Origin of the sequence: Vibrio sp. V19_P1S1T109 (genome assembly GCF_002241375.1) — a bacterium.
Lineage (GTDB): Bacteria > Pseudomonadota > Gammaproteobacteria > Enterobacterales > Vibrionaceae > Vibrio > Vibrio anguillarum.
Genome location: NZ_NDIM01000136.1, coordinates 1 through 26940 on the forward strand (window position 1 = coordinate 1; position 26940 = coordinate 26940).

Here is a 26940-nt window from a genome sequence, read left to right on the forward strand (position 1 = left end):
CGTTTTACCCTGCAAGGTCCGATTGACCACGCGCAGGGGAGCGATGAGCTGCTGGTAAATTTCAAGGTAGTGACAACCGATTATGATGGCGACAGCGCCAACATTTTGCTGCCCGTCACCATCCATGATGATCAGCCAACCATCACGGGAGTGCAAGCGCTCAGCGTTGGCGAAGACGATTTAACGTCAGGTTCAGACAGCAGCAAAGAGCCGCTGTTCGCTGAGGGAGTGTTTACCACTCAAAGCGCGGATAAGGTGGTGAGCTATCAGTTGGATACCAGCAGTAACCCGCTTGCGGGCTTAACCTCGCAAGGCGAAGCGGTGATCTTGGGCGCGGCGACAATCGATGCCAATGGTAACTACCACTACCAAGCCAGCACCACACCCAGTGGCAATGCGGTGTTTAGCTTAGTGCTCAATGCGGATGGCAGTTACCGTTTTACTTTGCAAGGTCCGATTGATCACGCCGCAGGCAGCGATGAGCGACTGGTGAATTTCAACGTGGTGGCGACGGACTATGATGGCGACGCCTCTGACATTCTACTGCCTGTCACTATTGTGGATGACAAGCCAACGATTGTCGGCATTCGCACCGGTAGCGAACAGAGCGTGGATGAAGATGACTTAGCCACGATCGGTTCTGATCGTTCAGACAGCACCGTTATTGCTGGGCACTTTGATGTGATTGACGGGGCCGATGGTATTGTCAGTTATCAAGTGTCTGATATCACCACGCCTGTCGAGAATTTAACGTCTGGTGGTCAAGAGATAGAGATCATCCAAATTTCAAGCAGTAATGGTGTCACTGTTTATGAGGCGGTGATTAAGAATACGACGGACGTGGTTTTTCGTCTCACGTTAAATGGCTCGGCCGATAGTTACCAATTTGAACTGCTTAAAGCCATCGACCACCCGACGGGTAATGGTGAAAATAGTTATATTTTAGATCTTCCGATTACCGCAACTGATAGAGATGGCGATGTTTCAGCATCAGCGAGTTTGCCAATATCGATTGTTGATGATATTCCAACTTTGCATGATAAAAGCATCACTAGTGTTGAAAATACGGCGATAAAAACAGTCAATTTATTTAGCCAAGACAACAATACCTCGCCGGATACTCAAGGTGCAGATCATGGTGCGATCACTAAATTTGTGGCCGTTGATGAAGCGGGTCGTGATATTCAATTTAGGTATGGCAATGGTGCAAGCTTAGCTAATGAAATTGAACTTAACGGCGTCACAAAAACGGTCACGGTTGTCGAAATAAAAAATGGTGTTGAGCGCGATTTAGGTACACTGACGATTACGCCTAACGGTAACGCGACATTTAAACCAGTTGCTAGCCTTGAACATGGTGATGATCCGACCATTTCATTTACTGTCGATGTTACTGCGCAAGATTTTGATGGCGATGCCTCAACCGAACAGTTGAACATCAATATTCTTGATAGAAATGCCACTATCACAGTTGCTAATGTTATTGGCGCTGAAGACGCTGGACGCGATGGTGTCACTATTTTGTTTAACGACCCCAATCAAATCACTAATAGCCAAGATAACCAATCCGGCTTAAATACTTCACCGCTTAAAGTGGATTTGCAGATCAATCTTTATGATTTGGATCGCAATGAATCGATTGGTGATGTAAAAATCACAGCCAGCAACGCGCATGGCGATTTTTACTATCTCAATAGTTCGGATGTTTATGTCAAATTAGAGCTAGTCAGTGGACGATTTGTTTTGCCCGCAGACGCGGTGGAGCAAAGCTTAACAGGCAGTGTTGCTAAGATTGAAAACTTGTATTTTGTGCCTGATCGTCACTATGCCAGCGCTAACGGTGGCTTCCAACTCAATATTACTGTGCAGGTTTTGAATAATGGCCTGCACGATCATAATGTGAACGGGAAATTGCGCATTGAGGTGGAAAGTGTGGCCGATATTGCTACTTGGACCTCAAGCAGCCAATTTCATTATGATGCAGTAGAAGATAGTGACAATATTACTCTCGATGTTTTAGCGCAGACACAAGATAACAGTACCCCCGAAACAATCCTGTATGAGATCCGCTTTACTCAAGGTGAAGGTGAGGCGCAGCTAGTTTATGCCGATGGTACGCCGGTTGTAATGAGCTCGGATGCTTCAGGTCACTATTATCTTGTTAGCGCGAGTAACATTAACCAAGTACAAGTTGACCCCAATGATAATTTCAGTGGTCAGATCAAACTTGATATTACAGCGATCACGACAGAGCAAACTAACGCTCACGTTGGTAAAGAGAGCGCCCGATCAGAAACGAAAGAAATCGTGATAGATGTTAGCCCTGTTGCCGATATGGGTAGCTTCTCTGTCAATCGAATCAATGTTTTTGAAGATAATGCCGCTACGCAAAATACCGTTGACCCCACCACAGATCACGATCCCTTGTTATTAAGTGAAGTCATTACGATGGCGGGATCCGTTGATTCTGATGGTTCAGAAACACTCTATGTGCGTCTCTCTGATTTTTCAGAAACAGGTGTGACACTGATTTGGTTGGGAACCGGAGCCAGCGAAATATCACAAATAACCGATGCCAATGGTCATACTTATTATGAAGTTCCTGAACAATATCTTGACCAAGTTGAAGTGCTACCCCCATTGCATAGCAACGCTGATTTTACCTTCTCTGTTGAAGGGATTATTAAAGATAGCGTCAATCTTTCTACGGGTGTGGTGACAGATGAAATATCGTTAGGTGCTAAGACGGTTAATGTTTCAGTTAAGGGCGTAGCAGATATTCCAACCATTGATTTTCACTCAAACAGTACTAACACTTGGAATGAATTTAGTGAAAATGGTCTGCAAGTGATTGAAACGACGATTGATGAAAATCAATCCGTTGGCTTTGGCTTTAGTGTGTTATCCGGTGAGCTTGCGGATAATCCAGCGGACAGCTCTGAGTCGATCACCGTTTTGCTGTCGAACATTCCAGATGGTGTCAAACTGTATGACAGTGTTGGTAGCGTGATTAACTTGGTATTTGTTGGTTACGATACTGCGCAGCAACCTATTTATCAGGCGAATCTAACTTCAGCGCAGGTTGATTCAGGTATTCGAGTTGAGCCATCTCATTCATCGACCGAAAACATCAACATCAAAATGACCACCATCGTTACTGAAAATGATGGACATACGCGTCAAATTGAGTCGGAAATTCGCATTAAAGTGGCACCGGTGATTGATGTTGTTGACAACTATCAATCACACTCGCTTGGTAACGAGGACAGCCGCATTAATATTCATTGGCAGCCAGAAGAGGAACAACATCTTGATGCTGATGAATATTTTGCCTCTGTTACACTTTCTGGCTTCCCAGCTGGTAGTACTATCTACGTCGATGGTGTTGTCACGGCCTTAGACAGTGACGGCAAGCTCATTTTGACCCCCGCACTGGGACAGAGCGATCAAGATTTCTCAGCGCAAGTGCTGACAACGGGTTACGTTCAAGTTCAGCCACCAGAGCACTCCAGTACTGATTTTACCTTGAGCACTGAGATTGTGGTGAAAGAGCAAGACAACGAATACGTCGATGCAATCAATTCTGGCGAAGGTATTGCTTCGAAAGTCATTCATGGCTCTGTTGATGTCACGGTAAGGCCGATAGTTGAAGCTGATGGACAACTGCGTGTTGAAGACAACGGCGTAGTCACAAACAAAGCTGTCGCAGATGCCTCTGGTGCTATCTACTTTACTATTAATGATGCGGCCGGCGGCGAGCCTAATGCGAACGTTATACGTTTTGATAATGCAGACACTCAATCGACAGAAGGTTACCAATCATTAGAAGTGGTCGACCAACTGGTGGTGCGTTTTAGCAATATTACGCCACAGGTACTTGATCAACTACTGATTACTGGTGCAATTAATAATGGGGATGGTTCATGGACCATTGTTGATGAGCAGAATTTCAGTGTAAAAGCACCGAATGGCCTGACATTGAGTAGTGGTAACGATCCTGATGGTGATGGTTATAACGACATCACTGTGACCATTTTTGCCCAAGTGTATGACCAAGGGGAAGACAGCTCTGAAGCCAAAGTGGTGCAACAAGTGCAATCAGAGATCACCTTACAATTTCCGCTCACTGCTACGGGCAACAACACGGTAGCGGCTGACATTACTTTAGTTGGCAATGCGGATGATATTGTATTAGGCATCGAAGATAACGCCATTAATTTAGGTCAGCAAATTCAAGATAAATTGATGGTGAGCGCTTCAGGTTCTGATGGTGTAGAAGATGAGCTCAGTATTGTCATCGCGCAAAGTGTGCTGCCAGCGGGCGCAAGTTTATCTGGTGGTCATTTTGACTTCGTTGATGGCTTGTATGTATACAAAGGTACCGTGAATACCGATGGCTCGATTTCTGGGTTAGAAAATCTGCAACTGCATCTGCCTGAAGATTACGCGGGCGACTTTAATTTGCCGATTACTTTTGTGACGACAGACACGGCTTCTGGTGATGAAAAAACCTTCAGTACGCAAATCCCAGTGGCAGTTTCTCCGGTGGCCGATGTTCCCGGAACGCATCAACCGCAAGATGATGACATTACCCCTAAAGCGACATTGACTGTAGAAGGTTCGCTTGGGTTAGATGCAAATCATCAGCCGACTTCAAGCTCGTCCGACGTTCCGACCAATGACGGCATAGGTTATGAAGATGGTATTATTCATCTTTCGCTCGATATTGATCTTACTGATATTCGCAATAGCGCTACGGAAGGACGAGAGGTGCTGAGCGAAGTCACCTTAACCCTACAAGGAACCAATATCGGAACCTTTGTTGATGCGCAAGGCAATGATCTCGGTACCAGTATCACTTTTAGTCAGCCTCAGCTACCTGCGGCATTAGACAATGTTTATTTCAAACCCGCACCCAATTATCCGACTGGCGATGATGATAATACCGTCAACATTACCGTGGCGGGGAAAGTGACTGATATCACGCAATTTGATGATACCAATGCCAATGCGTTGGGAGTAGTCAATACCGATGCTGATAAACCATTTACCACACAAGTAAGTTTTGATGTGACGCCAGTGGTAGACGACGTCATTATTTCCAGTGGTGGTAGCAGGGATATTGAAGTGCATGGATTGGAAGATAAGTGGATTGTCCTTTCTAAACCGGGTTCTGAATTTACCGTTGATCTGACCGATACAGATGGCTCTGAGGTATTTGTGTCGATCAAGCTTACTGGGGTGCCAACGGATTTTGTCGTGAGTTCTCTCTCTTCTGACTATACCGTGAAAAATAATGGTGGTGGTGAGTGGAGCATTCAGATTAACAACCTAGCACAAACCTCGATCAATTTATCCGATATTGCGATGAAACCTGCGAAGAACTTCAGTGGCGAAGTGGAAATCGGCATCAAGGTCTTTACCCAAGAATCCTTGCTTGGTGTGCCTGTAGAGCATAACGGCAGCTTTAGATTGGATATTGCGCCCGTTGGGGATGTGGTGGATGTTGAACCAGTGACTAACGGCGCTGGCGATGAAGGCGTTGACATTGAAATTGATATCAACGCGCAAATTATCGATAAAGCCGATTCCATTGCAGCCGGTGCGAACCATAGTGAAAACTCGCCAGAAACGTTGCGAATTGAAGTTTCCGGGGTGCCAGATGGAGCAAGTATTGCATTGCCTGATGGTACGCTGGGGGCTTACATCGGTGGTGGCGTATGGCTGTTGAATGCCGATGCGCAAAGCTTAGATAAACTGATTTTTAATTCTGGTGATTGGCATAAGGACACTTGGGCGGGAGATCTGACGATTAAAGTACAGTCGGTCGATACAGGGCTGGACGGTACGGAACATTTGGGGCCTGCGCGTGAGTTTACTGTTTTAGTTGATGTTCAGGCGGTCAATGATGCGCCCACCATTGATAGTGCTACGGTCACCACAACGATTGATGAAGAGGCGGGGCAAAAGGTCACCGGTTTGAGTGTGAGTGATATCGATTATGCAGGCTCACATGCCAACGACCCCATGACGGTGATTTTGAGCGTGAGCGAAGGTTTGCTCAGTGCCGTGATCCCCGCGTTAAGTTCTGTCACGCAGAGCACCAATTTGGCTGGAGAACTTGTCCTACAAGGCACGTTATCGGATATCAACGCACTACTTAATAGCAGCGATCCCGCCAGTGGCGTTTTTGTTGATGCCACCGCGATTGGTAGTGACCATATTGATCTGACAATTAAGGCCAATGATGGTGGTGTTTATGCCGACAATGTTTCTGGTATGGCGTTAGAAGAGACAGAAACCGTCAGTATTGCGGTGACGCCCAAAGCCAATACGCCGATATTAACCCTTGATCCGAGCTTTAATTATATGAAGCAGACGTATGTTAGCCAAAGTATCAGCGCTCAAGGTATTGCATTGCTGGGGGTAATCGCGGCATTAACGGATAGCCATGAAGTGTTGTCATTGGAGATCGACAGTCTGCCAAGTGGCGCTACGCTTTCTAGTAGCTCGGGCAGTGTGACTGAGCAAAACGGGGTGTGGATTGTTTCCGCTGATGCTATCGACGGATTACAGGTTAGCGGGCTCGATTTAGGGCAACACACTCTGTCGGTAGCGGCTATCTCAACAGAAACGGATGGTAGCCGTGCAGCCTCTGCATCAATTGATATTGCGATTGAAGTATTGCCTGACGGCAGCACGATTGATCAATCAACGAACGGGGATGATGCGCAATTGCTCGCCGGTAATGTTGGAGCGCAGTTGCTAGGAGGCAGTGGTCATGATCACCTTGAAGGTGGCGATGGTGATGACTCCTTAGTGGGTGGTGGCGGAAATGATACCTTGATTGGCGGGCTTGGTGCCGACATCTTAACCGGGGGAAGTGGCGCTGACATATTTAAATGGACGCTCGATACTGTTGATGAGCAAACCGACACTATCACTGATTTCAACGCTGGTGAAGGTGATGTGATCGATCTCACTGATGTTGTGGCCGATTTACATTTGCCCATGGATCAACTGCTCGTTTCGCTACACACTTCTCATCAGATAGAAGCGAAAGTGATGACCAACACGACGGATGTGGAATTGGAAATTCTGACGGACAATAACGTACATCAAACCATTGTGGTGCAAGATCTTGCCAGCCAATTCAATTTTGATGGCATGGCGTCGATTGACATTGTTGGTTTCTTATTGGACAACAACATTATCAAGCATGACGTTTAAATAAAGAAAAGGGCAGTTAAATAAAGAAAAAGTGCACCCAACGGCTTCAGGCTCAGTTGGGTGCACTTTTTTATTTAGCAGTAAACACACCCCAGCGCTGTATCAGTCTGGGGCATTTACAGTGGGTTAACCAATGATGATTTGGCTCAGCACATAACCTAAACAGCACGCACTCACGACGCCAATTAAACCGACGGACATGAACGAGTGGTTGAAGTAGTACTTACCGATTTTGGTGGTTCCTGTGGTATCAAAGTTGACCGTTGCAATATCTGACGGATAGTTTGGAATGAAGAAGTATCCGTACAGTGCGGGCATTAATCCCACCAGTAGCGCAGGTTCTAAACCTAGCCCGAGGCCTACAGGTAGCATCATTACCGCTACTGCGGCTTGTGAGTTCACCACAACAGAAACAATGAATAGTGCAAGCGCGAAGGTCCAGTGATGGTCGGTAACCATCTCAACAATGCCTGATTTAAACTGCGGCATCGCGTATTGGAAATAGGTATCCGACATCCAAGCGATACCGAAGATGGCAATTGCCGCCACCATACCTGATTTGAATACCACACCGTTTGGTACATCTCGTGGGTCGGTTTTGGTTGCCAGTAAAATGATACCGCCAAAGCAGAGCATCATCATCTGGATAACCACCGCCATACTGATCGGTTTACTGCCTTCAACAATAGTGCGTGTTTCTGGCACCATCGCTAGCACGACTATGGTTAATATCGCACCAATGAAAATCAACACAGAATTACGCGCTGCCGCGGGTAACGTTTCATTCAGCGTTGTCGCGGTTGTGTTTAGGATTTTCTCTTTCCACACTGGATCTTGCAGACGTTCTTGATACTCAGGATCATCATCTAGTTCTTTCCCGCGGCGCAAGCTGTACAAAGACATCAACAGCGTACCGAATAAGGTCGCAGGTACAGTGACCAGCAAAATAGAGAGCAAGGTGATCTCGTGTTGAATATTCGACAATTGAGCAAGGTAGTAGACAACGGCCGCTGAGATTGGGGAAGCGGTAATCGCGATTTGCGAAGCAACAGAAGACGCAGCCATTGGACGTTCAGGGCGGATCCCATTTTTCAATGCCACATCACCAATGATCGGCATGATGGAATACACCGCATGGCCAGTACCCAGCATAAACGTCATTGCGTAAGTGACGAACGGTGCAATCAAAGTGACATTTTTCGGGTTCTTACGCAGTAAACGTTCTGCCACTTGCAGCATGTATTTCAATCCGCCAGCCGCTTCGAGTATTGAAGCACAGGTGACAACGGCAAGAATGATCAACATGACGGTGATCGGTGGTGATGTGGGTGGCATTTTGAAGACAAAAACTTCAATGACCAAGCCAATACCAGAAACCACACCAAGGCCAATACCACCGTAGCGTGAGCCTATATAGAGCATTAATAGCAGGAATAAAAATTCCAAATACAACATATCTGTTTCCTATCCAAAGGTGTTAATGAAAATATTGTCTAACGTAACGTTAAAAAAAGATGAAACCTTGTTCACACAACCATTTACCCTATAAATGAAACGACATTAATCAGAGATTGCTCACGCATTTTATTCAATAAGTAATGAATATGAATAAACAAATGTAACCATTTTGTTGTGCTACAGGTGAGCTAGCGTTAATGATGAAGCTTATTTTCTCGCCGCGTAGGCTGTTTGCCGATCGCTAACCTTAATTTAAGATAGCACAAAGGGTACTGAGCTATTGGCCTTTGGGCGTTGGAATGAAATGCATATGAGAAAACTCATCGTCCATTTGGTAGTGCGTAAACCCAAATCGCTGATACAAAGCACCGACGGGGCTACCTTGCAAATAACAGAGCTTACATGGGTATTGAGTCAGATTGGCTTGGTTGACGACCAGTTGTAACACTTGGCTACCCACCCCTCTGTTTTGAAAATCTGGCAGAATAAAAAAGCGTGAGAAGTAGAGCGTTTCATGCTTGCTCTGCAGTAAATAAGTGCCAATCGGTTGGCCATCAGCGCAGATGATCGTTGGTAGACCAGAATGCCATTCTTGGTGATGCAGCACTTGCTGCAACTCTTCATCCCAGCCAAATATCGCCGTAATAGCATCCATTTCTGCGACTTTTTTTAGATCAAAAGCAAATTGATAATCGCTGTCACTTGCGGGGCGAAAGGTTACCTTCATACGTTTATCTTTTTGTTTAATACGTTGCTTACCAAGATATCAATCGTCGGCGTATTCATGGGCAATCGAAATAAAGCGTTCTTCTATTGCCAAGAAGGCATCAATGACTTCAGGGTCAAAATGGCTTCCTCTTCCGTCCAAAATAATCCCTTTCGCATCGGCGTGAGGCATCGGCTCCTTATAGATGCGTCGGCAAATCAGAGCGTCATAAACATCAGCGACAGCCATTAACCGTGCGCTGAATGGTATAGCATCACCTTGTAAACCGTTAGGATAGCCAGAGCCATCCCATTTTTCATGGTGCCCATGGGCGATCTCTTTCGCCATAGCGATAAGGTCATTTTTCGCGCCTGACATCTTTTCCGCTTTTTCTAGCGCACGTAGCCCTAAGCTGGCATGGCCTTTCATGATCTCAAACTCATCACTGTCCAGTTTTCCTGGTTTTAATAGTATGTTGTCGGCGATGCCCACTTTACCAATATCGTGTAAAGGGGCGGCTTTAAAGTAGGTATTAATAACATTCGGCGTTAGCTTTTGTTGATATTTTGGCAGCTTAGCCAGTTGCTCGGCTAACGCTTTGACGTAATGTTGTGTTCGCAGGATATGGTTACCCGTATCCGGGTCTCTGGTTTCAGCGAGGCTGGCGAGAGCATACACGACCGCGTCTTGCATTTTATCCAATTCATTTGAACGTTTGATCACCTCTTTTTCCAAGTAGCCATTTTGGTTCTTCAGTATGTCTTTTGAGATCTTGTTTTGCAGGTGAGTATCTACTCTGGCTCTTAGCAACGGTACGCTTACGGGTTTGTATACATAGTCAACCGCACCTAACTCAAAGCCTAGTTTTTGATCTTCAGGGTTATCTTTTGCGGTCAGAAAAATCACAGGGATGTCTTGGGTGTTAGGGTTTGCCATGATCTTTTGTATGACTTCAAAACCTGACATTTCCGGCATAACAATATCGAGCAACACTAGGTCAATAGAAAACTTGTCTAAGATACTGAGCGCCATCGGGCCTGATTTAGCGGCCTTGACATGATATCGGTTAGCCAACCCCTGTGACATAAATGCAAGGTTATCTGGCGAATCATCGACGATTAACACGGTACAATTGTCCAAGTTTTCGATGGGCATGAGTCTTTCCTAATAAAAAATAGCAATTGAGCGGCGAAGGTTGGGTTTAAGTCTAAACTTATCAATAACTATAGCTAATCTCAGCGTTAGTAGAGTGAGAAAATTATTAAGAAGGCGCTTCACATGCGATCCATCCGAACTTTATTCACCGTCTTATTTATTGCTATGGGATTATGTTCCATTGCGATGTTTAGTATCACAGACAAAGTAGCCGCTCTGAGAACTGAGAGCCGACAACTGAACGACGAACTTTACCGTTTCTATCGTCTGTCACAAGAGTTGAAGCAGAGCTCAGATCACTTAACCAAATTTGCCCGAGCCTACGCTTCGACTGGCGATGAAAAGTGGCTCAACCTTTTTAATTATGTGCTGAGCGTCAGAAATGGTTCTGTGCCTTTACCGAAAGGGAATGAGTACGAATTTTGGGATGTCGTTGCACAAAACAAACTACTTGCCCGCTCACTGGGTGGCGCACCAGACAACCCTTCGTTACTCGATAGAATGCGTCTTTCGGGCATTGAATCGGTGGAGTTTTTGGAGCTCAAAAATGCGCTTACTTTGTCTGATTCACTGGTGTCACTCGAAAGAGAAGCCTTCATGGCCATCAAAGGATGGAAAAAGAATAGCCAAGGCGAATTTGTCGACACAGGTGAGCCGGATCTGGAATTGGCTCGGGCTATTCTCTATGGTGACCAATACTTCGCGGAAAAGGCGAAAATTATGCAGGCGATTGGTTCTGCGCATCAATCGATAATGCAACGCATGGAGCAAAACATTCAACGTGCCGATAGCGAAGCGCTGCGTTATGAATGGATAAACTTGGCGTTAGTATTAACCTTACTCAGCGTGATCATCGCCTCCTTTGTTCTGCTGTGGCGTCTTTACATCAATCCGTTAAGTCAGCTACTCAAAACGGTTGTGACTCAAGTCAAACGGGAAGATTACGCTTTTACGATCACTCAAACCGCCTATGCAGAGCTGCAACATTTTATCGACAGTTTGAATGTGGTGTTTCATCATATCGCTGAGCAGCTTAGCCAAAATACTTTACTTAAAGATTTCAATATCATCCTGCGCAAAAACGATTCTACGGACCGTTTGTGTAATGAAGTTACGCAATTCTTACTGCATCAATTTCCTTTGGAAATGGTTGGCATGTACATCTATCAAGAGGGCGTATTAAAACGAGTGGCTGGGGTGGGTTATGGTGAGCATTCGGCCAGAGAATACACCGATCCATCCTCGACGCAGCTCAGCGTGTTGCTCAGTGGTCAGCCCTATGCGATGAAAGCACTCGATGGCAACTGTCACATTGAATTTAACGGTGGCAAGTTAGTCATTAACGAAGTGTATTATTTGCCGCTGCACGTCAATCAGCATCCTGTCGCTTTACTAGAGCTGGGTACTATCGGGTCGTTGTCGAGTTTGCAATTTCAGTGGTTATCGCAAATGTTGGATGACTTATCGGTCAGTATTCAGTTGAGCCAAAACATTGAAATTCAGCGACGAGCCGAGCAGAAAGTACTCGAACAATCTCAACTGAATCAAGAGATCCTCGATGCGACGCCGAACCCCATGTATTGCTTGTCGGCCTCGGGTACGTATCTCACCATTAACGCTAAGTTTATGGATTTAGTTGGCCTGTCGGCCGAGCAAATTATCGGTAAATCGCCGCAAGATATCTTTCAAAATGAAACGGCGACCATTTTTGCCCAAGTACATAAAAGGCTTGGAGAGGAGCAGTCTTCGCAAGATTACGAATTGTCTCTCTATGACGCTTCGCACCACAAAAGAGAGATGTTGGTATACGAAGCTTCTTTCCAAAATAATCGTGGTGAAGTTTCTGGAATTGTCGGAATTTTGCTTGATTTAACCGATCGCAAGCAGATGGAAGAGCAATTAAGAGAAGCTAAAGAGACCGCGGATGCCATGAGCCAAGCCAAAGGCGATTTCCTCGCGAACATGAGCCACGAGATCCGTACACCAATGAATGCCATTTTGGGCATGGCCCATCTAGCGCTCAATACCGAGCTCAATCCTACGCAACAAAAATACATTTCACGGATTAATGAATCGGCGAAAAACTTGCTTGGCATCATTAACGACATTTTGGATTTTTCCAAAATAGAGGCGGGCAAGCTGAATGTTGAGCACATTGATTTTAGCCTTGATGAGGTATTGGATAACCTCACCACCTTGATTTCGCTAAAAGCCCAAGAGAAAAACATCGAGTTTTTATTAGATATCGACCCACATATTCCTGTGGGCTTGGTGGGCGACCCGCTGCGTTTGGGGCAAGTTCTCGTTAACTTATGTGGCAATGCGGTGAAATTTACCGAACAAGGGGAGATCATCGTTTCGGCGCGAGTCGTGGGGCAAAACGACGCTAACGTGACCTTGAAATTTACCGTTTCTGATACAGGTATTGGCATTGCTGAATCTAACGTAGCCACTCTATTCTCTGCATTTTCTCAAGCTGATAATAGCATTACTCGCCAATATGGAGGCACGGGCTTGGGGCTTAGCATCAGTAAACAGCTAGTCGGATTGATGGGGGGCGACATTCAAGTTCGCAGTGAAGAAGGGTCAGGATCCACCTTTGAATTCACGGTTGAGTGTGGGCTGCAAGAAGCCAAAATGCGCGATATCGCTAAGCCACTCAGCGCTCTAGCAGGCAAACGTGCGTTGGTAGTCGATGATAATGACTCGGCACGCAATATTTTAATGACCTTGCTCAATGCGATGCATTTTGAAGCGAAGTCAGTCAGTAACGGTTTTGAGGCGCTCGATGAAATCCGCAATACGCATTTTGATATGCTGTTTATTGATTGGAATATGCCGGGTATGAATGGCATAGAGTTGCTGCAGAGAATGAAACCATTGGGTGTTTTTGATAACACCAAACGATTCCTCGTCACGGCTTACGGCCGAGAAATCTCCTTGGTGGGAGAAAACAGTAAATTAGTCGATGCCTTGATTGTGAAACCTGTGAACCCATCAAATCTCCTTGATGCCATTATGGACAGCTACGGCATCGAGCAATTAAGGCAGAGCCATGAGTATCTTGATCATGATACAAGGCCAACATTTATTGGGCAAAAAGTGCTTTTGGTAGAAGATAACGAAGTGAACCAGGAGGTGGCTTTCGGCCTGTTAGAAAGTACTCAATTGAGCATTGTTCTTGCTAATAATGGACAAGAAGCTTTGACGAAATTGCAGCAAGAAGCTTTTGATTTAGTGCTGATGGATATGCAGATGCCCATTATGGATGGTATCAGTGCGACGAAAGAGATCCGCCAACATGAGGAGTGGAAAACGCTACCGATTGTTGCAATGACCGCCAATGCGATGTCTTCAGATGTCGAGCACTGTTTAAATGCAGGTATGAATGATCATGTGGCGAAGCCAATTGATGTACAGCGCTTGTACCACGTACTACGCAAATATTTAAAGGCGGATGAAACCACGCCAGTACCCTCTACGGTATTACCGAATCAAGTGAAACCGAGCACTGGCTACCCAGAATTGACGGGTATTGATGTGGAGCAAGCGACTTTCCGAATTGGTGGCAATGCGCAGCGATACTTTGAAATATTGGATCACTTCCTTGCCAGCCAGCAGCAAGAAATAGCCGCATTCCCTAAATTGATTGATAAGGGGCTGTGGGAAGAGGCAGAGCGAGTGATGCACACCCTAAAAGGTTCAGCGGCCAATCTAGGGATTGAGCCTATTGCGCAGCTAGCCAACGAGATGGAAGGGGTTGTGCAGCGACATACGAAACCCGCCATTCAAGATCTCAACACGGTATCAAAGTTGATGTCTACTTTGTTGGATGAGCTAAGAGATTGGGAGCAGACACAATTACATCCGCAGCAAGAGCACCGTGATATTGCGTTGCTCTACCAACAATTAGTGCAATGTGTTGAAAACTACGATGCTGATGCGATTCATATGATCCACCAAATTAAACAATGCAATTTATGGTCTGACGAGCAAAAGAAAAGTTTGATGCATGCGATTGAAGATTTTGATTTTGAAGCGGCTAAAGAGGTATTGGCTCAGTTGCCAGTACCGACTGAAAAAATAAGTTGAAGTATGATGGTGCTTAAAATTGATGCAATAATTGTGGCGTAAAATTCGACATTTTGGCCATTCTCATCCTATGCTAAAAGCAATAATAATAATGAATAAACAGAAATAATTTCGTTGATAAATGAAGAAGGATACTTTTATGAATATCAACAACACCATGAAGCTCGTGTTTGCTGTCATCGGTATTGGTATTGTCATTAGTGTTGTGACGGTATTGCAGCTCAATGGGCTGATGCAACAAGTTGATAATATGGCTCAAGTTCGTTATCAATCTTACCAAGCGGCCGATGAGCTTCGTCAAAGCTCTGATGACTTAACTCGGTTAGGCCGGACTTATGTGGTCAGTGGCGATGAAAAATACGAAAAAATGTACATGGATATTCTTGATATTCGTAATGGTAAGAAACCTCGCCCGCAGAACTACCACACGATATATTGGGACCTTGTGCTGCAATATGGACAAAAGCCTAAAGCAGACGGTAAGAATATCTCTCTCAACCAAATGATGACGGATCTTGGTTTTACTCAGCAAGAGTTTAGTTTGCTCAAAGAAGCTCAAGCTAATTCAGATGGCTTAGTGAACATGGAAGTCAAAGCGATGAATGCTGTTAAGGGGCTTTATCCTGATAGCAATGGCAACTACACCGTTAGAAAAGAGCCAGACCGTAATATGGCGATTTCTCTCTTACACAGTAATGAATACCATCAAGAGAAAGCCAAAATCATGGCTCCGATCGATAAGTTCTTTATTGAATTAGAAAATCGAACCAATAAACAATTCATGGATGCGGCGCAGAAAGTAAAAAGTACGGTATTGGTTGGAAATATCTCCTTAATTAGTGTTTTTATTATTGCCATTATTGGGTATGCCATTGTTAACCGAAAAGTAGTGAAGCCGATTGATACCATGGCTAAATTGCTACAACAAGTAGACAAAAATTCTGATTTGACTTTGCGAGTTGACGATAACAGTCACAACGAACTGGGTATAATCGGCGGCACCATTAATAAGGTGCTTGGTAGTTATGCCACCACCATTAGCAAAATAAACCAGGTAAACCACACCATTTCGGCCATCTCTGAAACGATAAGCGATGTCACCAAACAAAACGTCAAAGTGGCGAATCAGCAAAATCAAGAACTTGAAATGGCGGCGACGGCGATGGAAGAGATGACATCGGCGCTCTCTAGCGTGGCGGAAAGCACCACCATGGCAGAAGAGTATGCGGGCAGCGCGGAAAAAGAAGCCAGTACCAGTAAACAGGTCTTTGATAAAACGACCCATGAATTCGGTGAATTAGAGGGTGAATTTACCAAAACATCCGAGATCATCCAGCAACTTGCGAATGAGTCTAATAACGTTGGTAATGTGCTTGATGTGATTAAAGCGATTGCTGAACAAACCAACCTACTGGCGTTGAACGCGGCGATAGAGGCTGCTCGTGCGGGTGAGCAAGGTCGCGGTTTTGCGGTGGTAGCGGATGAAGTACGCTCACTTGCCCAACGAACTCAACAATCGACGGGTGAGATCGAGAGCATGATTTCGATGCTGCAAGAGAAAGCAGAACAATCGACCAAAACGATCCGGGTGAGTGCTGATAAAATGCAGTCAACGCGCTCTAATATGTCGGTGGCGAACGAAGCGCTTGGTACCATCCAAGGATCGGCGATTGAGATCCATAAATTGAATACGTCGATATCGGCTGCGACAGAAGAGCAATTGGCTGTGAGCGACGAAATTTCCAGCAATCTCAGTAACATTAAAGCCCTTTCGGGTGATATGAACGTTGCCATCAATCAACTCGGGCCTGTCGTTGTTGATTTGCAACGTAATGTCGATGAGTTAAATAGCGCGATTAAGCACATCCGCACTTAAATTTAATATCCTCTCCTTGCTATTTTTTAGGCTCTCTATACTGAGAGCCTTTTATTTCGGCAAAATTTTTTATTTGCAGAATGATGCCCACTTAAGTGGTCACGGCAATACCGCAAGGTAAGCGATAAGTTAAAGCTCTTGCTTCGGCTGACTTTTTCTTGCCAAACGTTGCCAAGGTAAAGAGAGCAAAATGAAGATAGTCAGAGCATACAGCATTGACCAGCCTAAGCAGATAAATACCGCAGTGCAGAGGATCAACGAAATCGCCGCCAACAGTTTGTTGATGCCACTGAGCAATTTATAAGCGGCGAACATCGCTAACAGATAAACTAAGACAAAGATTCCATTCGCAAGTTTTAGGAAAAATTCCAGATTAAGACCAGACCATTCACCAAGCAGGCAAGAAGCCATTAATACAACTCCAACAGCAATGGTTGCATTGGCTGGGACGCCGCGGATTGAAATTCTGGCGATTGCGCTTTCTGGTCGATATTGCCTTGCTTGTGCCCACACCATGCGAGATAAGCTTTGCGTGTATAAATTGATGCTCGCAAAGCATGCAAAAAAGCCGATAAGGCTTATCACCGTTGCCAAACTGCTACCAAAAATTTGTTCGCTCAGCCAAGGAATGGAGGTGCTATCAAATTCTGCGCTGCCATACGCACCAAATTTAAGGATGACCACCGAGCATGCCCAATAGGTGATTCCAGCCACAAAGCAGCCGACAATGATCGCGATCGGAAAATCGCGCTGTGGGTTTTTAAACTCTTCTCCCATATGAGCGAACGCTTCAATCCCGACGAAACACCAGAACATCACTCCGAGTGCGGCGCCAATCGGCCAAATACTGTCCGTGCTGAGTGCGGGCATGGTTAAATCTGCAGCACCAACATCGCCTATCCAGAAAAAAGCACCAACTAATACGAAAATGCTCAGCGCAATAACGGTTTGTAACTGCCCGGAAGATTTGGTGCCCGCCAAATTGACCGCAATCAGCAACAGTACGGTTAATACTTGCGCCATCATCGCCGAGTTCAGTGGCGCAGGGAGGAGTTGTTGAGCAAAGCCTGCCGCCAATGCGACAGCGGCCGGAACGCCGACAGGGATCACGCTGACAAAAAGCCAAGCAACCGAGCGTTCCAACTTAGCGTTAAAAGCTTGGCGGACAAAGTAGGCGGTTCCGCCGGCGTTAGGGTAACGCTTACCCAGAGCGGCAAACGTCAGTGCAATCGGGCAAATCGCCACAAACAGCAGTAGCCATGCCCACAGTGAGAGCTCACCTGCAATACCAGCGGCAATCGCTGGGATCATAAATAACCCTGTTCCCATTAAAGTGGTGGAAAGTTGTCCAATACCAGACAGCAAGGTGATCTCTTGTTTTAACTTATTCACGGCTTCCGTTCCCAAATATCGTTCTGGCGGTTAGCATACGCTGAAGCGAAATAATATGCATCTATCTCAGTTTGCCTATGCCCATTGGGTGCAGCGGCTAACCTGCAATATCAGGCCGTTTGGGCAGCGCCACATTCAGGTAGCGTTATGCGAGTCATTTCGTTATCGTCATTACCTTAAATCACCGAAACAACAGCGAGAAATCCATGACATTCACCGTTTGGTTATCACTATTTACCATTTGTATTTTAGGCGCGATGTCGCCAGGGCCAAGCCTAGCTATGGTGGCCAAACACAGCCTCGCTGGTGGGCGTAAAAATGGGTTTGCAACGGCGTGGGCGCACGCATTTGGTATTGGTGTCTATGCCTTCATTACCTTAATTGGCTTAGCGGTTGTACTGCATCAATCCCCCTTACTGTTTAAGACAGTAGGCTATGCAGGCGCGTTGTATTTGGCCTATTTGGGTATCAATGCATTACGTTCAAAAGGGGGCGTGGCGGCTAAATTAGAATCGGGTGAGACGGTCAGTGTGTGGCAGTCGGCTAAAGAGGGATTATTGATTTCTCTGCTTAGTCCTAAAATCGCGCTATTTTTCATCGCGTTATTCAGTCAATTTGTCGCCATCGGCAACGAACTGAGTAGCAAAGCTATTATTGTGTTAACACCATTTTTAGTGGATGGGCTTTGGTATACGTTCATCACCTTAATTCTTTCTAGCCCAATATTACTCGATAAACTGCGCGCGCGTGCCGTATTGATTGACCGTTTGTCGGGCGTAGTACTGATTGCGCTTGCCATCCGTGTCGTCATGACTCTTTAGCTAATACCAAAAAAGCGGGAGGAAATGCCTCCCACTTCTAATGAGTTTCGCCGTGCCAATGAAAGAGGGCGAATAGGGTTTTCATCGATAGTGTGCTTGAGTTTTTTCTTCATATTCACCTTCAATAACGTAGCCGCTTTTTGACGTAAAGGTGTGGCGCTTGAGCTGCTTTTCTATACGTTTGCCAGTGATGATCGCTGCAATAGCGAGAGGAATGGCGAGCAGCAAACTCAGCATCAACGCGAAAAACCCTACAACCAGCGCAAATGTAGTCACAATAAATCTATTCATAACCTGTACCTCTTTCTGAATTGAAGCTAGGTTAACGCAGCCAAGATGAATCCAACATGAATGTTGTGTCTCTAATTTTTGGAGTTGTATGGACGACGTTGATTCCCCCAATAATATTGGGACTCTGACAGGTAGTTCAAATTTTGAGTCATTTTGACACCTTGGTGTCTTTATTTGTTATTTTTTTGCAGTCAAATTGACATTGTTGTTGTATGGTTTTTTATTTATTCTTTTTAAAAACAAGTGGTTATATGTTGGCATGTGTTATGCCCTAAAGGCTTCGGATAATAAGCGTGATCGACACGCCTCAAATAACTGGAGCTAAAATAATGTTCTGTATTCAATGTGAACAAACCATTCAAACCCCTGTGGCAAAAGGTTGTGCCTACTCTCAAGGCATGTGCGGTAAAACGGCTGAAGTTTCAGACTTACAAGATGTATTAGTGTATTCATTACAGGGCGTCTCTTTTTGGGCCAATTTAGGTCGAGCGTGTGGTGTGATCGATCAAGAAATTGATCAATGGGCTCCCAGAGCCTTCTTTGCCACGTTAACCAATGTCAATTTCGATCCTGAACGTATCCTTGAACTCGTTCAAGACTCCACGCAGTACCGTCAACGTTTGGAAGAAAACGTGAGAGCGGCTGCGGTACTTATCGGATTTGAATTGCCAGAGTTGTCGGCCGCTGCGAGATTTGAGTTACCACAAACCAAAGAAGCGTTGTTAGCATTCGCACCGATAGCAGCCGTTAACCGTGGGCGTGAAAGCCTACATGAAGATGTGATTGGCTTGCGTTTGCTTTGTTTATATGGGTTAAAGGGTGCGGCGGCTTACTTAGAACATGCTCGCGTTTTAGGCCAAAGTGATCAAGCCGTGTACGCTGAATACCACCAAATTATGGCTTGGCTTGGCACTGATCCAACTGACCTGCAAGCGTTACTCGATACGGCAATGCAAATTGGTATGGTCAATTACCGCATTATGGAGATGTTAGATACGGGTGAAACCGAAACCTTTGGCCACCCTGAACCTACGAGCGTCAATGTGAAAACGGTGGCGGGTAAGTGCATCTTGGTTTCAGGCCATGACTTGCATGATCTGGAAAAAATTCTGCAACAGACTCAGGGTAAAGGCATTAATGTCTATACCAATGGTGAGATGTTGCCTGCTCACGCTTACCCGCAGCTAAAGAAATATCCGCATCTTGTGGGCAACTATGGTAGTGCTTGGCAAAATCAGCAAAAAGAGTTTGCTAACTTCCCCGGTGCAATCGTGATGACATCAAACTGCTTGCTCAACCCGAATGTAGGGCAGTATGCCGACCGCCTATTTACCCGCAGTATTGTCGGCTGGCCGGGTGTGGCACACGTTGAAGGTGACGATTTCAGTGAAGTGATCGAGTGCGCGTTAGCCCAGCCCGGTTTTAAACACGATGAAATAGAGCAACATATTACGGTTGGTTTTGGTCGTAATGCATTGATGGCGGCCGCGCCAGCCATGATTGAACAAGTCAAACAGGGCCACATCAAACACTTCTTCCTTGTAGGAGGTTGTGATGGTGATAAATCTGAACGCAGTTACTACACTGATTTCACGACGCAAGCGCCGGAAGATAGCCTCATTTTAACGTTGGCGTGTGGCAAATTCCGCTTCAATAAAAATCAGTTTGGTGACATCAATGGCATACCGCGTCTATTAGATGTTGGCCAATGTAACGATGCGTATTCAGCGATTCAACTGGCACTCGCACTGGCCAGTGAGTTTGATTGTGGTGTGAATGATCTCCCACTGACATTGGTTCTTTCTTGGTTTGAACAAAAGGCGATTGTTATTCTACTGACGCTACTCGCGTTAGGTGTGAAAGGAATTTATACCGGCCCAACCGCACCAGCATTCCTCACCGAAAACTTGATGAAGATTTTGCAACAAGAGTTCGATCTACGAGGAATTACTACTGCTGAGAATGATTTAAAAACAATTTTGGCTGCGTAATCGTCAGCATTAGGCTCTGCGTGTTCAGAGCCTAATGCCGCTTAAGATGTTTGAATAAAGCATGATTTGAAAAAAGTATTGTATGAGGGATGGGTATGTCAGCTTGGGCTTACCAAGATGTGCTTGAATTAAGTTGCCGCCAAAAATGGGCAGAAACCGAGGAAAGCGTCAGTTTTGAACTGGCCTCGAAAGAAGAGAGCGCCTTTCATTTTAAACCGGGTCAATTTGCAACTTTAGGCTTTGAATTACCAGAAGGCGTGGCGTTTCGTGCTTACTCCATCAGTTCAATGCCACAGCAAAACTTTCTGCGCTTTACGGTTAAACGAGTAGTAGGCGGAAAGGTTTCAAACCATATTGTCGATGCATTGAGTGTTGGCGATACAGTCTCGGTGCTACAACCGCAGGGTGCATTTAACAGTGTAGATTGCGCGCCGAAACGAAAAGTGACACTGATCAGTGCGGGTTGTGGTGTTACCCCTGTGATGGCTATGGCGCAACAATGGCTGCGACAAGGCGACATTGAGATCGATTTTATTCATGTCGCCAAAAGTGTTTCCGACACCATTTATTACGCAGAGCTGCAACAACTGGCACAATGTTATCCGCAGTTTCATTTAAAACTTCTGCTCAAAGAGACGAAGGGCAGCTCGCATCAACAAGGGCGGCTGAGTCAGGCTTGGTTGGTCCGATTGTGCCCTGATATTGCCGAGCGCAGTGTGTATCTGTGCGGTCCCGTTGGTTTTATGCAAGATGTTAAAAGCTACCTACAACAGCTTAATTTTGATATGGCACACTTCTTTGAAGAGAGTTTTACGCCATCAGTGTATGAAAGCGAAGTGAGCCACCACAAACAAGAGAGCTCAGATCAAGACGAGATTGAGCCTCAGGAGGTGACAGTCAGTACGCCAGCGTTTGCATCATCCGTGACCGTGAAAAAGGGCAGTTTACTGCTCGATGCGTTAGAGAAAGGTAACGTACCAGTGATTGCGGCTTGCCGAAGTGGGATATGCGGATCGTGCAAATGCAAAGTGAAGGTGGGTATGGTCGAGCGTTTGAGCACCGAAACATTGAGTGCACAAGAGATTGAACAAGGCTATGCCTTAGCGTGTTCGAGCAGATTAGTTTCGGACGTTGAAGTCTCATTGAACTGATCACTTCATAAAAAAGCCGCCTTATATCAAAAGGCGGCAAGCAGGGGGAGGTGAGATAAACACTCACTATTATTATGTTGTGGAGATAAAAACAATATTAAGCCGGTTACTGGGCGGTAGTTGGGAAAGTTCGGTAACGAACGCCCATCATCTGCTCCATACAATGTACAACTTGGCCGCTGTAGCCAAATTCATTGTCATACCAAATGTAGAGTACGCAACGGTTATCTTGAGCGATCGTCGCTGCGCCATCAACTACGCCAGCATGGCGAGAGCCAACCAAATCACTGGAGACAATTTCTGTTGAGTCGGTGTAATCAATTTGTGCTGAAAGTGGCGAGCTAAGCGCTATTTCACGTAAATACGCGTTAAGATCTTGCTTATTCACTGCATTGGCTAAGTTGAGGTTAGCCACGGCCATCGACACGTTTGGCGTGGGGACACGAATCGCATTACCGGTTAACTTACCAGCGAGTTCAGGTAACGCTTTGGCAACTGCCTTGGCGGCACCCGTTGAGGTTAACACCATGTTGAGCGATGCGCTGCGGCCACGTCGTTCACCTGAATGGAAATTGTCGATAAGGTTTTGGTCATTGGTAAAGGAGTGCACCGTTTCGATATGGCCAGAAAGTACGCCATATTGATCATGAACTGCTTTCAATACCGGTGTGATAGCGTTGGTGGTGCAACTGGCGGCTGAGATAATGGTGTCTTCGGGCTGAATATCAGCGTGGTTTACGCCGAACACGATATTTTTAATCTCACCTTTGCCGGGTGCTGTCAGCAGCACTTTACTCACACCTTGGCAGCTCAAGTGTTGACTAAGCCCTTCGCTATCACGCCAAACACCAGTATTGTCGACCACTAACGCGTTATGAATACCATAGTGTGAATAATCAACCTCTTGTGGCTTATTGGCGTAGATGATTTGGATATAATTGCCGTTGGCAATAATGGCCTTGCGAGCCTCATCGATGATGATGCTGCCGTTAAACTGACCATGAACTGAGTCACGGCGTAGCAAGCTTGCCCGTTTTTCTAAATCTCCTGCTTTACCCCCACGAACGACAATCGCTCGCAAGCGCAGTGGATAGCCCGGGCCACTTTTTTCTATCAAAAGACGAGTCAGCAAGCGACCAATACGGCCAAAACCGTACAGCACCACATCCTTAGGTTCACTGAGTGTTTCACCATTCAACGCACCATTAAGCGCCGTTAGCAGGTAATCCTCAAGGCCATGTTCATCATCATGTTGTTGCCAAAATTGATGAGCAAGTTGGCCAATGTCGATACGACATGGCGACAGAGCAAGCGTGGTCAGTTTTTGTAAAATCGGCATCGTTTGCTGGGTTGAAAGCGCCTCACCTGTGTAGCGACGAACAACACGATGTGCCTTGATGATATCAATGGTGGTGGCGTTGATGAGTGTTTTTCCAAATAAAACCACTTCAACACCTTGTTGGCGATAAAGCTGACCGATGAGGGGAGACATAGATTCAGCAATCGTTTGGCTGGCTTGCCAGTCTGAGAGATGTTTCTCTGGGCTCATATTGACTTGGGACCTTTCACGTTATGTTAAGCAGTAATGTTCACAGTGTAGGGCTGGTGAACGCGTATCTTGCACGGTCATCTGTGCTGAGATACAAGTCGATGTTTATTGTTGTTTTTATGTGGCCGGATTGTAAATGTGGAATGGTTATTCTGCTAGCAAAAATAATGGCGACATTTTTTACTGAAAACTAGGTAAAAATCAGCGTATTGAGTGTTTTTTGGCGGTGGTTAGAGATATTGACAAATTCTAAAGTCGCGACTTATTTTGTGATGATAATGGTCTGCTTCAAATATTTGATGCCTGAGGTTTTTCCTTTTTCATAAAAATGAGATTAGATTCAAATTGTTATCTTAAAATGTGGTGAGTTTTTGGTTAATTCACCATCACGCTTATTGGATGAATCGTGACGGGCAACGCTTTCGTTACCGCGCTGGTTTTATCTTAATAAGAGCGCAGACGCATAAAATAGCGTCTACTATTTAACCATTGGCTAGGATGTATTACTTCCAAGGATGATAACAATGGTAATACTTACCCACTTCTCAATTAAGGCACGCTTGTTCTTACTCTGCCTCATACCAACACTGGTTATTCTGGCTGTGGCATGGCGTCTATTCCTCCCATTTGAAAGCCGTTTAGACACATACCATGTGTTGAACCAAAAGATTGGGGCAATCAATCAGGTCACCACCAGTTCTGCCCTTTTTTATACCTTGCTCAGTGCGCAGCTGCGCAGCGAAAATAGCGAGGACTCTCGGCCGCAGCTCAAGCAGGAGTTAGCTGAATCGCTGGATAAAATTGTGCTGGATACAGGTTCTACAAATAGTCATTTTGGGAGTAAAAGCAACCGTACATTGATAGAAAACCGTGTGCTTGACCTTCACCATTTGTTGGATGAGTTGCCGTCGGCCTCACAAAGCGAGACCCTAGAATTAGGCCGCCAAGTATTTAATCTTTTGTATGAAGTGATGGCCGATCTGCAAAAAACCAACAGTTTTCTTGCGCCTGTTGATATCCATACCTTGGATCTGGTGTATAGCGACCTGCATTGGTTTGCATTTTGGGTGCAAAAAGAGGCGTGGTTAATCAAAGAATTAACCATGGATCAAGAGGTGTTTCAATCTCGACAAACAGAATACTTTCAAGCTGTTGAGCGCCAGCAACAATACTTCGAACGTATCATTGATAACGGCGCTCAACTCGAACAACTGGTGCAGTTGTTTACGCAACCTGAATTTCGCCAAGCCGCTTTGATTCGCGAAAAAATCGTTAGTAATGAAGCCGATCCTCAAGCATTAGCTTCTTATGTCAAAAATGTGGAAGAGCGTTACTTGGCGATAGATAAACTGGTGCAAAGTGTCAACCAACACTTATCGGCTCAACTGAATGTGCGTCTCCAGCAAGAAAAAATGGGTATGTTAAGTATATCGGCATCGCTGTTAGCCGTGTTGGCGCTGCTGTTTGTGCTAGGAGCAAGTACCTCATCTCGCATCTCGTCAAAGCTCAAGCGGATCATCAATACCATGAGTCGATTGCGTGAAAAGCAGAACGGCATTGAACAGATCCCGATTGATGGCAAAGATGAGTTTTCCCGTTTTACAATCAATCTCAACCATATTATTGAGAAACAGCAACAGTACGAGAGTGCTTTGGTGGAAACAAAGGAAGCGGCAATTGCCGCTAATCGAGCCAAAAGCGCGTTCTTAGCCAATATGTCGCATGAGATCCGAACGCCTCTTAATGGCATTATCGGTATGACTGAAATATTGTCACGCAGCGAGTTTACGGGGAATGAGCGTGAAATCCTGGCCGATATTGATATCTCTTCGCAAGCGTTGCTGATCTTGATTAACGATATTCTCGATTTATCTAAAATTGAATCAGGCAACTTGGAGCTTGCTCCGCATCGCTTTGAACTCGCTGAATTGGTATACGACACGGTGAACTTGGTGAACGCGAAAGCGTTGAGCCAGCATATCGAGCTTAATATTTATCTCGATCCTGCATTGCCTCGTTTTATCATCGCGGATGAATATCGTCTGAAGCAGGTCTTGATGAACTTGTTGTCCAATGCGGTGAAATTTACCAAAGATGGTTATGTCAACACGGGTTTAACCTTAGAAACGGGCGATATAACCTCGATACGTTTTGCTGTATCCGATACGGGAAGTGGTATCGATAAAGAGATGTTGAACACGATTTTTGATCCCTTTATTCAAGAAGATAGCAGTATTACCCGTCGTTTTGGCGGGACTGGGCTAGGGTTGGCTATCTGCCGTCAATTAGTCGATCTGATGCAGGGTGACATTCATGTACAGTCCACTAAAGGCTTAGGTAGCTGCTTTGAATTTGTCGTTCCGATTGAGGTTGCCGAAGATCAGCCGCAAGTTGAGCCTCTTGCCACGCAGGCGTTGTTAATTACCAATATGTCTAACTACTCATCCGCTATTCGGCGTGAATGCGTTCAATGGGGGATTCAACTCAATGAAGCACGTGATGTTGAACAAGCAGTCAAGAGTGGGCTTAGCGCCGTATGTATTTTATATTGCCAAAGCTTAAGCCACAGCGTGCAATCGGATCTCATTGCGCTACGTGAGCATTTTTCAAGTGCAAAAATAGTGGTTCTGCAGCATCACTTGTTCGTCAACAAAGACGCAATTCATCTTGCGCAGGCAAGTATCACGTTGCCTTTTTTAGGGACGCGTTTTGAACGTGCCCTCAAAGCATTAGTGGCCGATACAGAGACGGATTTAACGCCAGTCGAGGAGAGTCAGTTAGACTACTTAGAGTGCAATCATAAGCGTATTTTGATCGTTGAAGACAATTTGATGAACCAAAAAATCGCCAGCTTCTTCCTTGAAAAAGCAGGGATTGGTTATGTGGTGGCCAACAACGGGCAAGAAGCGGTAGATGCCATCACCCAAGGGGGACATTTTGCTGCGGTGTTAATGGACTGCATGATGCCAGTGATGGATGGCTTAACCGCGACGAAGAAAATCCGCGAATGGGAAAAAGAGCAAGGCGTTGAAAAATTGCCTATTATCGCCTTAACCGCCAGCGTTTTGGAGGAGGATATTAAAAGCTGCTTTGACGCGGGCATGGATGCGTATTTGCCCAAACCTTATAAATCCAAGCAACTTTTTGATATTTTTAGCGATCTGCAAGTGGCGAACTCTTGAGAAGATAGCCTAATCGCTATTTTTATCGATTTTCGAAATTTAAATT

General features: G+C 45.4%; 13 protein-coding genes. 7 read left to right on the forward strand and 6 right to left on the reverse strand.

From position 1 onward, the window contains the following. Positions 1-7230, forward strand: a 7230-nt coding sequence (locus tag B9J87_RS06395; protein WP_094149802.1) for a T1SS-143 repeat domain-containing protein, incomplete at its 5' end; no start/stop codon positions are given. A 126-nt stretch (positions 7231-7356) separates the two neighbouring features. Here B9J87_RS06395 and B9J87_RS06400 read toward each other — a convergent pair. From B9J87_RS06400 to B9J87_RS06410, 3 genes are all read right to left on the reverse strand, one after another. Continuing rightward, complete coding sequence (locus B9J87_RS06400) at positions 7357-8685, reverse strand: anaerobic C4-dicarboxylate transporter (protein ID WP_013868401.1); 1329 nt, start codon at positions 8683-8685, stop codon at positions 7357-7359. 280 nt (positions 8686-8965) lie between these two features. After that, positions 8966-9415 (reverse strand): GNAT family N-acetyltransferase, encoded by a 450-nt coding sequence (locus tag B9J87_RS06405; protein WP_094149804.1) that lies wholly within the window; start codon positions 9413-9415, stop codon positions 8966-8968. 39 nt (positions 9416-9454) lie between these two features. Next, entirely contained in the window at positions 9455-10549 is a 1095-nt protein-coding gene (locus tag B9J87_RS06410) for a response regulator (RefSeq protein ID WP_094149818.1), read from the reverse strand. 123 nt (positions 10550-10672) lie between these two features. Between B9J87_RS06410 and B9J87_RS06415 the strand changes: the two genes are divergently transcribed. Together B9J87_RS06415 and B9J87_RS06420 are read left to right on the forward strand one after the other, a co-directional pair. Beyond that, positions 10673-14641, forward strand: a complete 3969-nt coding sequence (locus tag B9J87_RS06415) for a response regulator (protein WP_094149819.1) — start codon at positions 10673-10675, stop codon at positions 14639-14641. Positions 14642-14780: 139 nt separating this feature from the next. Further along, entirely contained in the window at positions 14781-16517 is a 1737-nt protein-coding gene (locus B9J87_RS06420) for a methyl-accepting chemotaxis protein (protein ID WP_047688716.1), read from the forward strand. Between the two features lie 129 nt (positions 16518-16646). Here B9J87_RS06420 and yjeH read toward each other — a convergent pair whose 3' ends face one another. Beyond that, positions 16647-17924, reverse strand: a complete 1278-nt coding sequence (gene yjeH, locus B9J87_RS06425; protein ID WP_019282631.1) for an L-methionine/branched-chain amino acid transporter — start codon at positions 17922-17924, stop codon at positions 16647-16649. A gap of 191 nt (positions 17925-18115) precedes the next feature. Between yjeH and B9J87_RS06430 the strand changes: the two genes are divergently transcribed. After that, a complete protein-coding gene (locus B9J87_RS06430) occupies positions 18116-18730 on the forward strand; it encodes a LysE family translocator (protein WP_013868407.1) in 615 nt (204 codons plus the stop codon). An 81-nt stretch (positions 18731-18811) separates the two neighbouring features. On the opposite strand, the gene B9J87_RS06435 is transcribed toward B9J87_RS06430, so the two are convergent. After that, entirely contained in the window at positions 18812-19021 is a 210-nt protein-coding gene (locus B9J87_RS06435) for a hypothetical protein (protein WP_017045072.1), read from the reverse strand. Positions 19022-19350: 329 nt separating this feature from the next. Here B9J87_RS06435 and hcp point away from each other — a divergent pair, with 329 nt between their 5' ends. Both hcp and B9J87_RS06445 read left to right on the forward strand, forming a co-directional pair. Beyond that, a complete protein-coding gene (hcp, locus tag B9J87_RS06440) occupies positions 19351-21012 on the forward strand; it encodes a hydroxylamine reductase (protein WP_094149820.1) in 1662 nt (553 codons plus the stop codon). 95 nt (positions 21013-21107) lie between these two features. Next, positions 21108-22163 (forward strand): hybrid-cluster NAD(P)-dependent oxidoreductase, encoded by a 1056-nt coding sequence (locus B9J87_RS06445; RefSeq protein WP_094149821.1) that lies wholly within the window; start codon positions 21108-21110, stop codon positions 22161-22163. Positions 22164-22269: 106 nt separating this feature from the next. On the opposite strand, the gene B9J87_RS06450 is transcribed toward B9J87_RS06445, so the two are convergent. Continuing rightward, entirely contained in the window at positions 22270-23712 is a 1443-nt protein-coding gene (locus B9J87_RS06450; RefSeq protein ID WP_094149822.1) for a glyceraldehyde-3-phosphate dehydrogenase, read from the reverse strand. 515 nt (positions 23713-24227) lie between these two features. Here B9J87_RS06450 and B9J87_RS06455 point away from each other — a divergent pair. After that, positions 24228-26894 (forward strand): ATP-binding protein, encoded by a 2667-nt coding sequence (locus B9J87_RS06455; protein ID WP_094149823.1) that lies wholly within the window; start codon positions 24228-24230, stop codon positions 26892-26894. Positions 26895-26940 lie beyond the last annotated feature (46 nt).

Coding starts and splice junctions, on each gene's coding strand:
- hcp (WP_094149820.1), top strand. CDS start 19,351: ATGTTCTGTATTCAATGTGAACAAACCATTCAAACCCCTGTGGCAAAA.
- B9J87_RS06430 (WP_013868407.1), top strand. CDS start 18,116: ATGACATTCACCGTTTGGTTATCACTATTTACCATTTGTATTTTAGGC.
- B9J87_RS06450 (WP_094149822.1), bottom strand. CDS start 23,712: ATGAGCCCAGAGAAACATCTCTCAGACTGGCAAGCCAGCCAAACGATT.
- B9J87_RS06445 (WP_094149821.1), top strand. CDS start 21,108: ATGTCAGCTTGGGCTTACCAAGATGTGCTTGAATTAAGTTGCCGCCAA.
- B9J87_RS06400 (WP_013868401.1), bottom strand. CDS start 8,685: ATGTTGTATTTGGAATTTTTATTCCTGCTATTAATGCTCTATATAGGC.
- B9J87_RS06455 (WP_094149823.1), top strand. CDS start 24,228: ATGATAACAATGGTAATACTTACCCACTTCTCAATTAAGGCACGCTTG.
- B9J87_RS06415 (WP_094149819.1), top strand. CDS start 10,673: ATGCGATCCATCCGAACTTTATTCACCGTCTTATTTATTGCTATGGGA.
- B9J87_RS06435 (WP_017045072.1), bottom strand. CDS start 19,021: ATGAATAGATTTATTGTGACTACATTTGCGCTGGTTGTAGGGTTTTTC.
- B9J87_RS06420 (WP_047688716.1), top strand. CDS start 14,781: ATGAATATCAACAACACCATGAAGCTCGTGTTTGCTGTCATCGGTATT.
- B9J87_RS06410 (WP_094149818.1), bottom strand. CDS start 10,549: ATGCCCATCGAAAACTTGGACAATTGTACCGTGTTAATCGTCGATGAT.
- B9J87_RS06405 (WP_094149804.1), bottom strand. CDS start 9,415: ATGAAGGTAACCTTTCGCCCCGCAAGTGACAGCGATTATCAATTTGCT.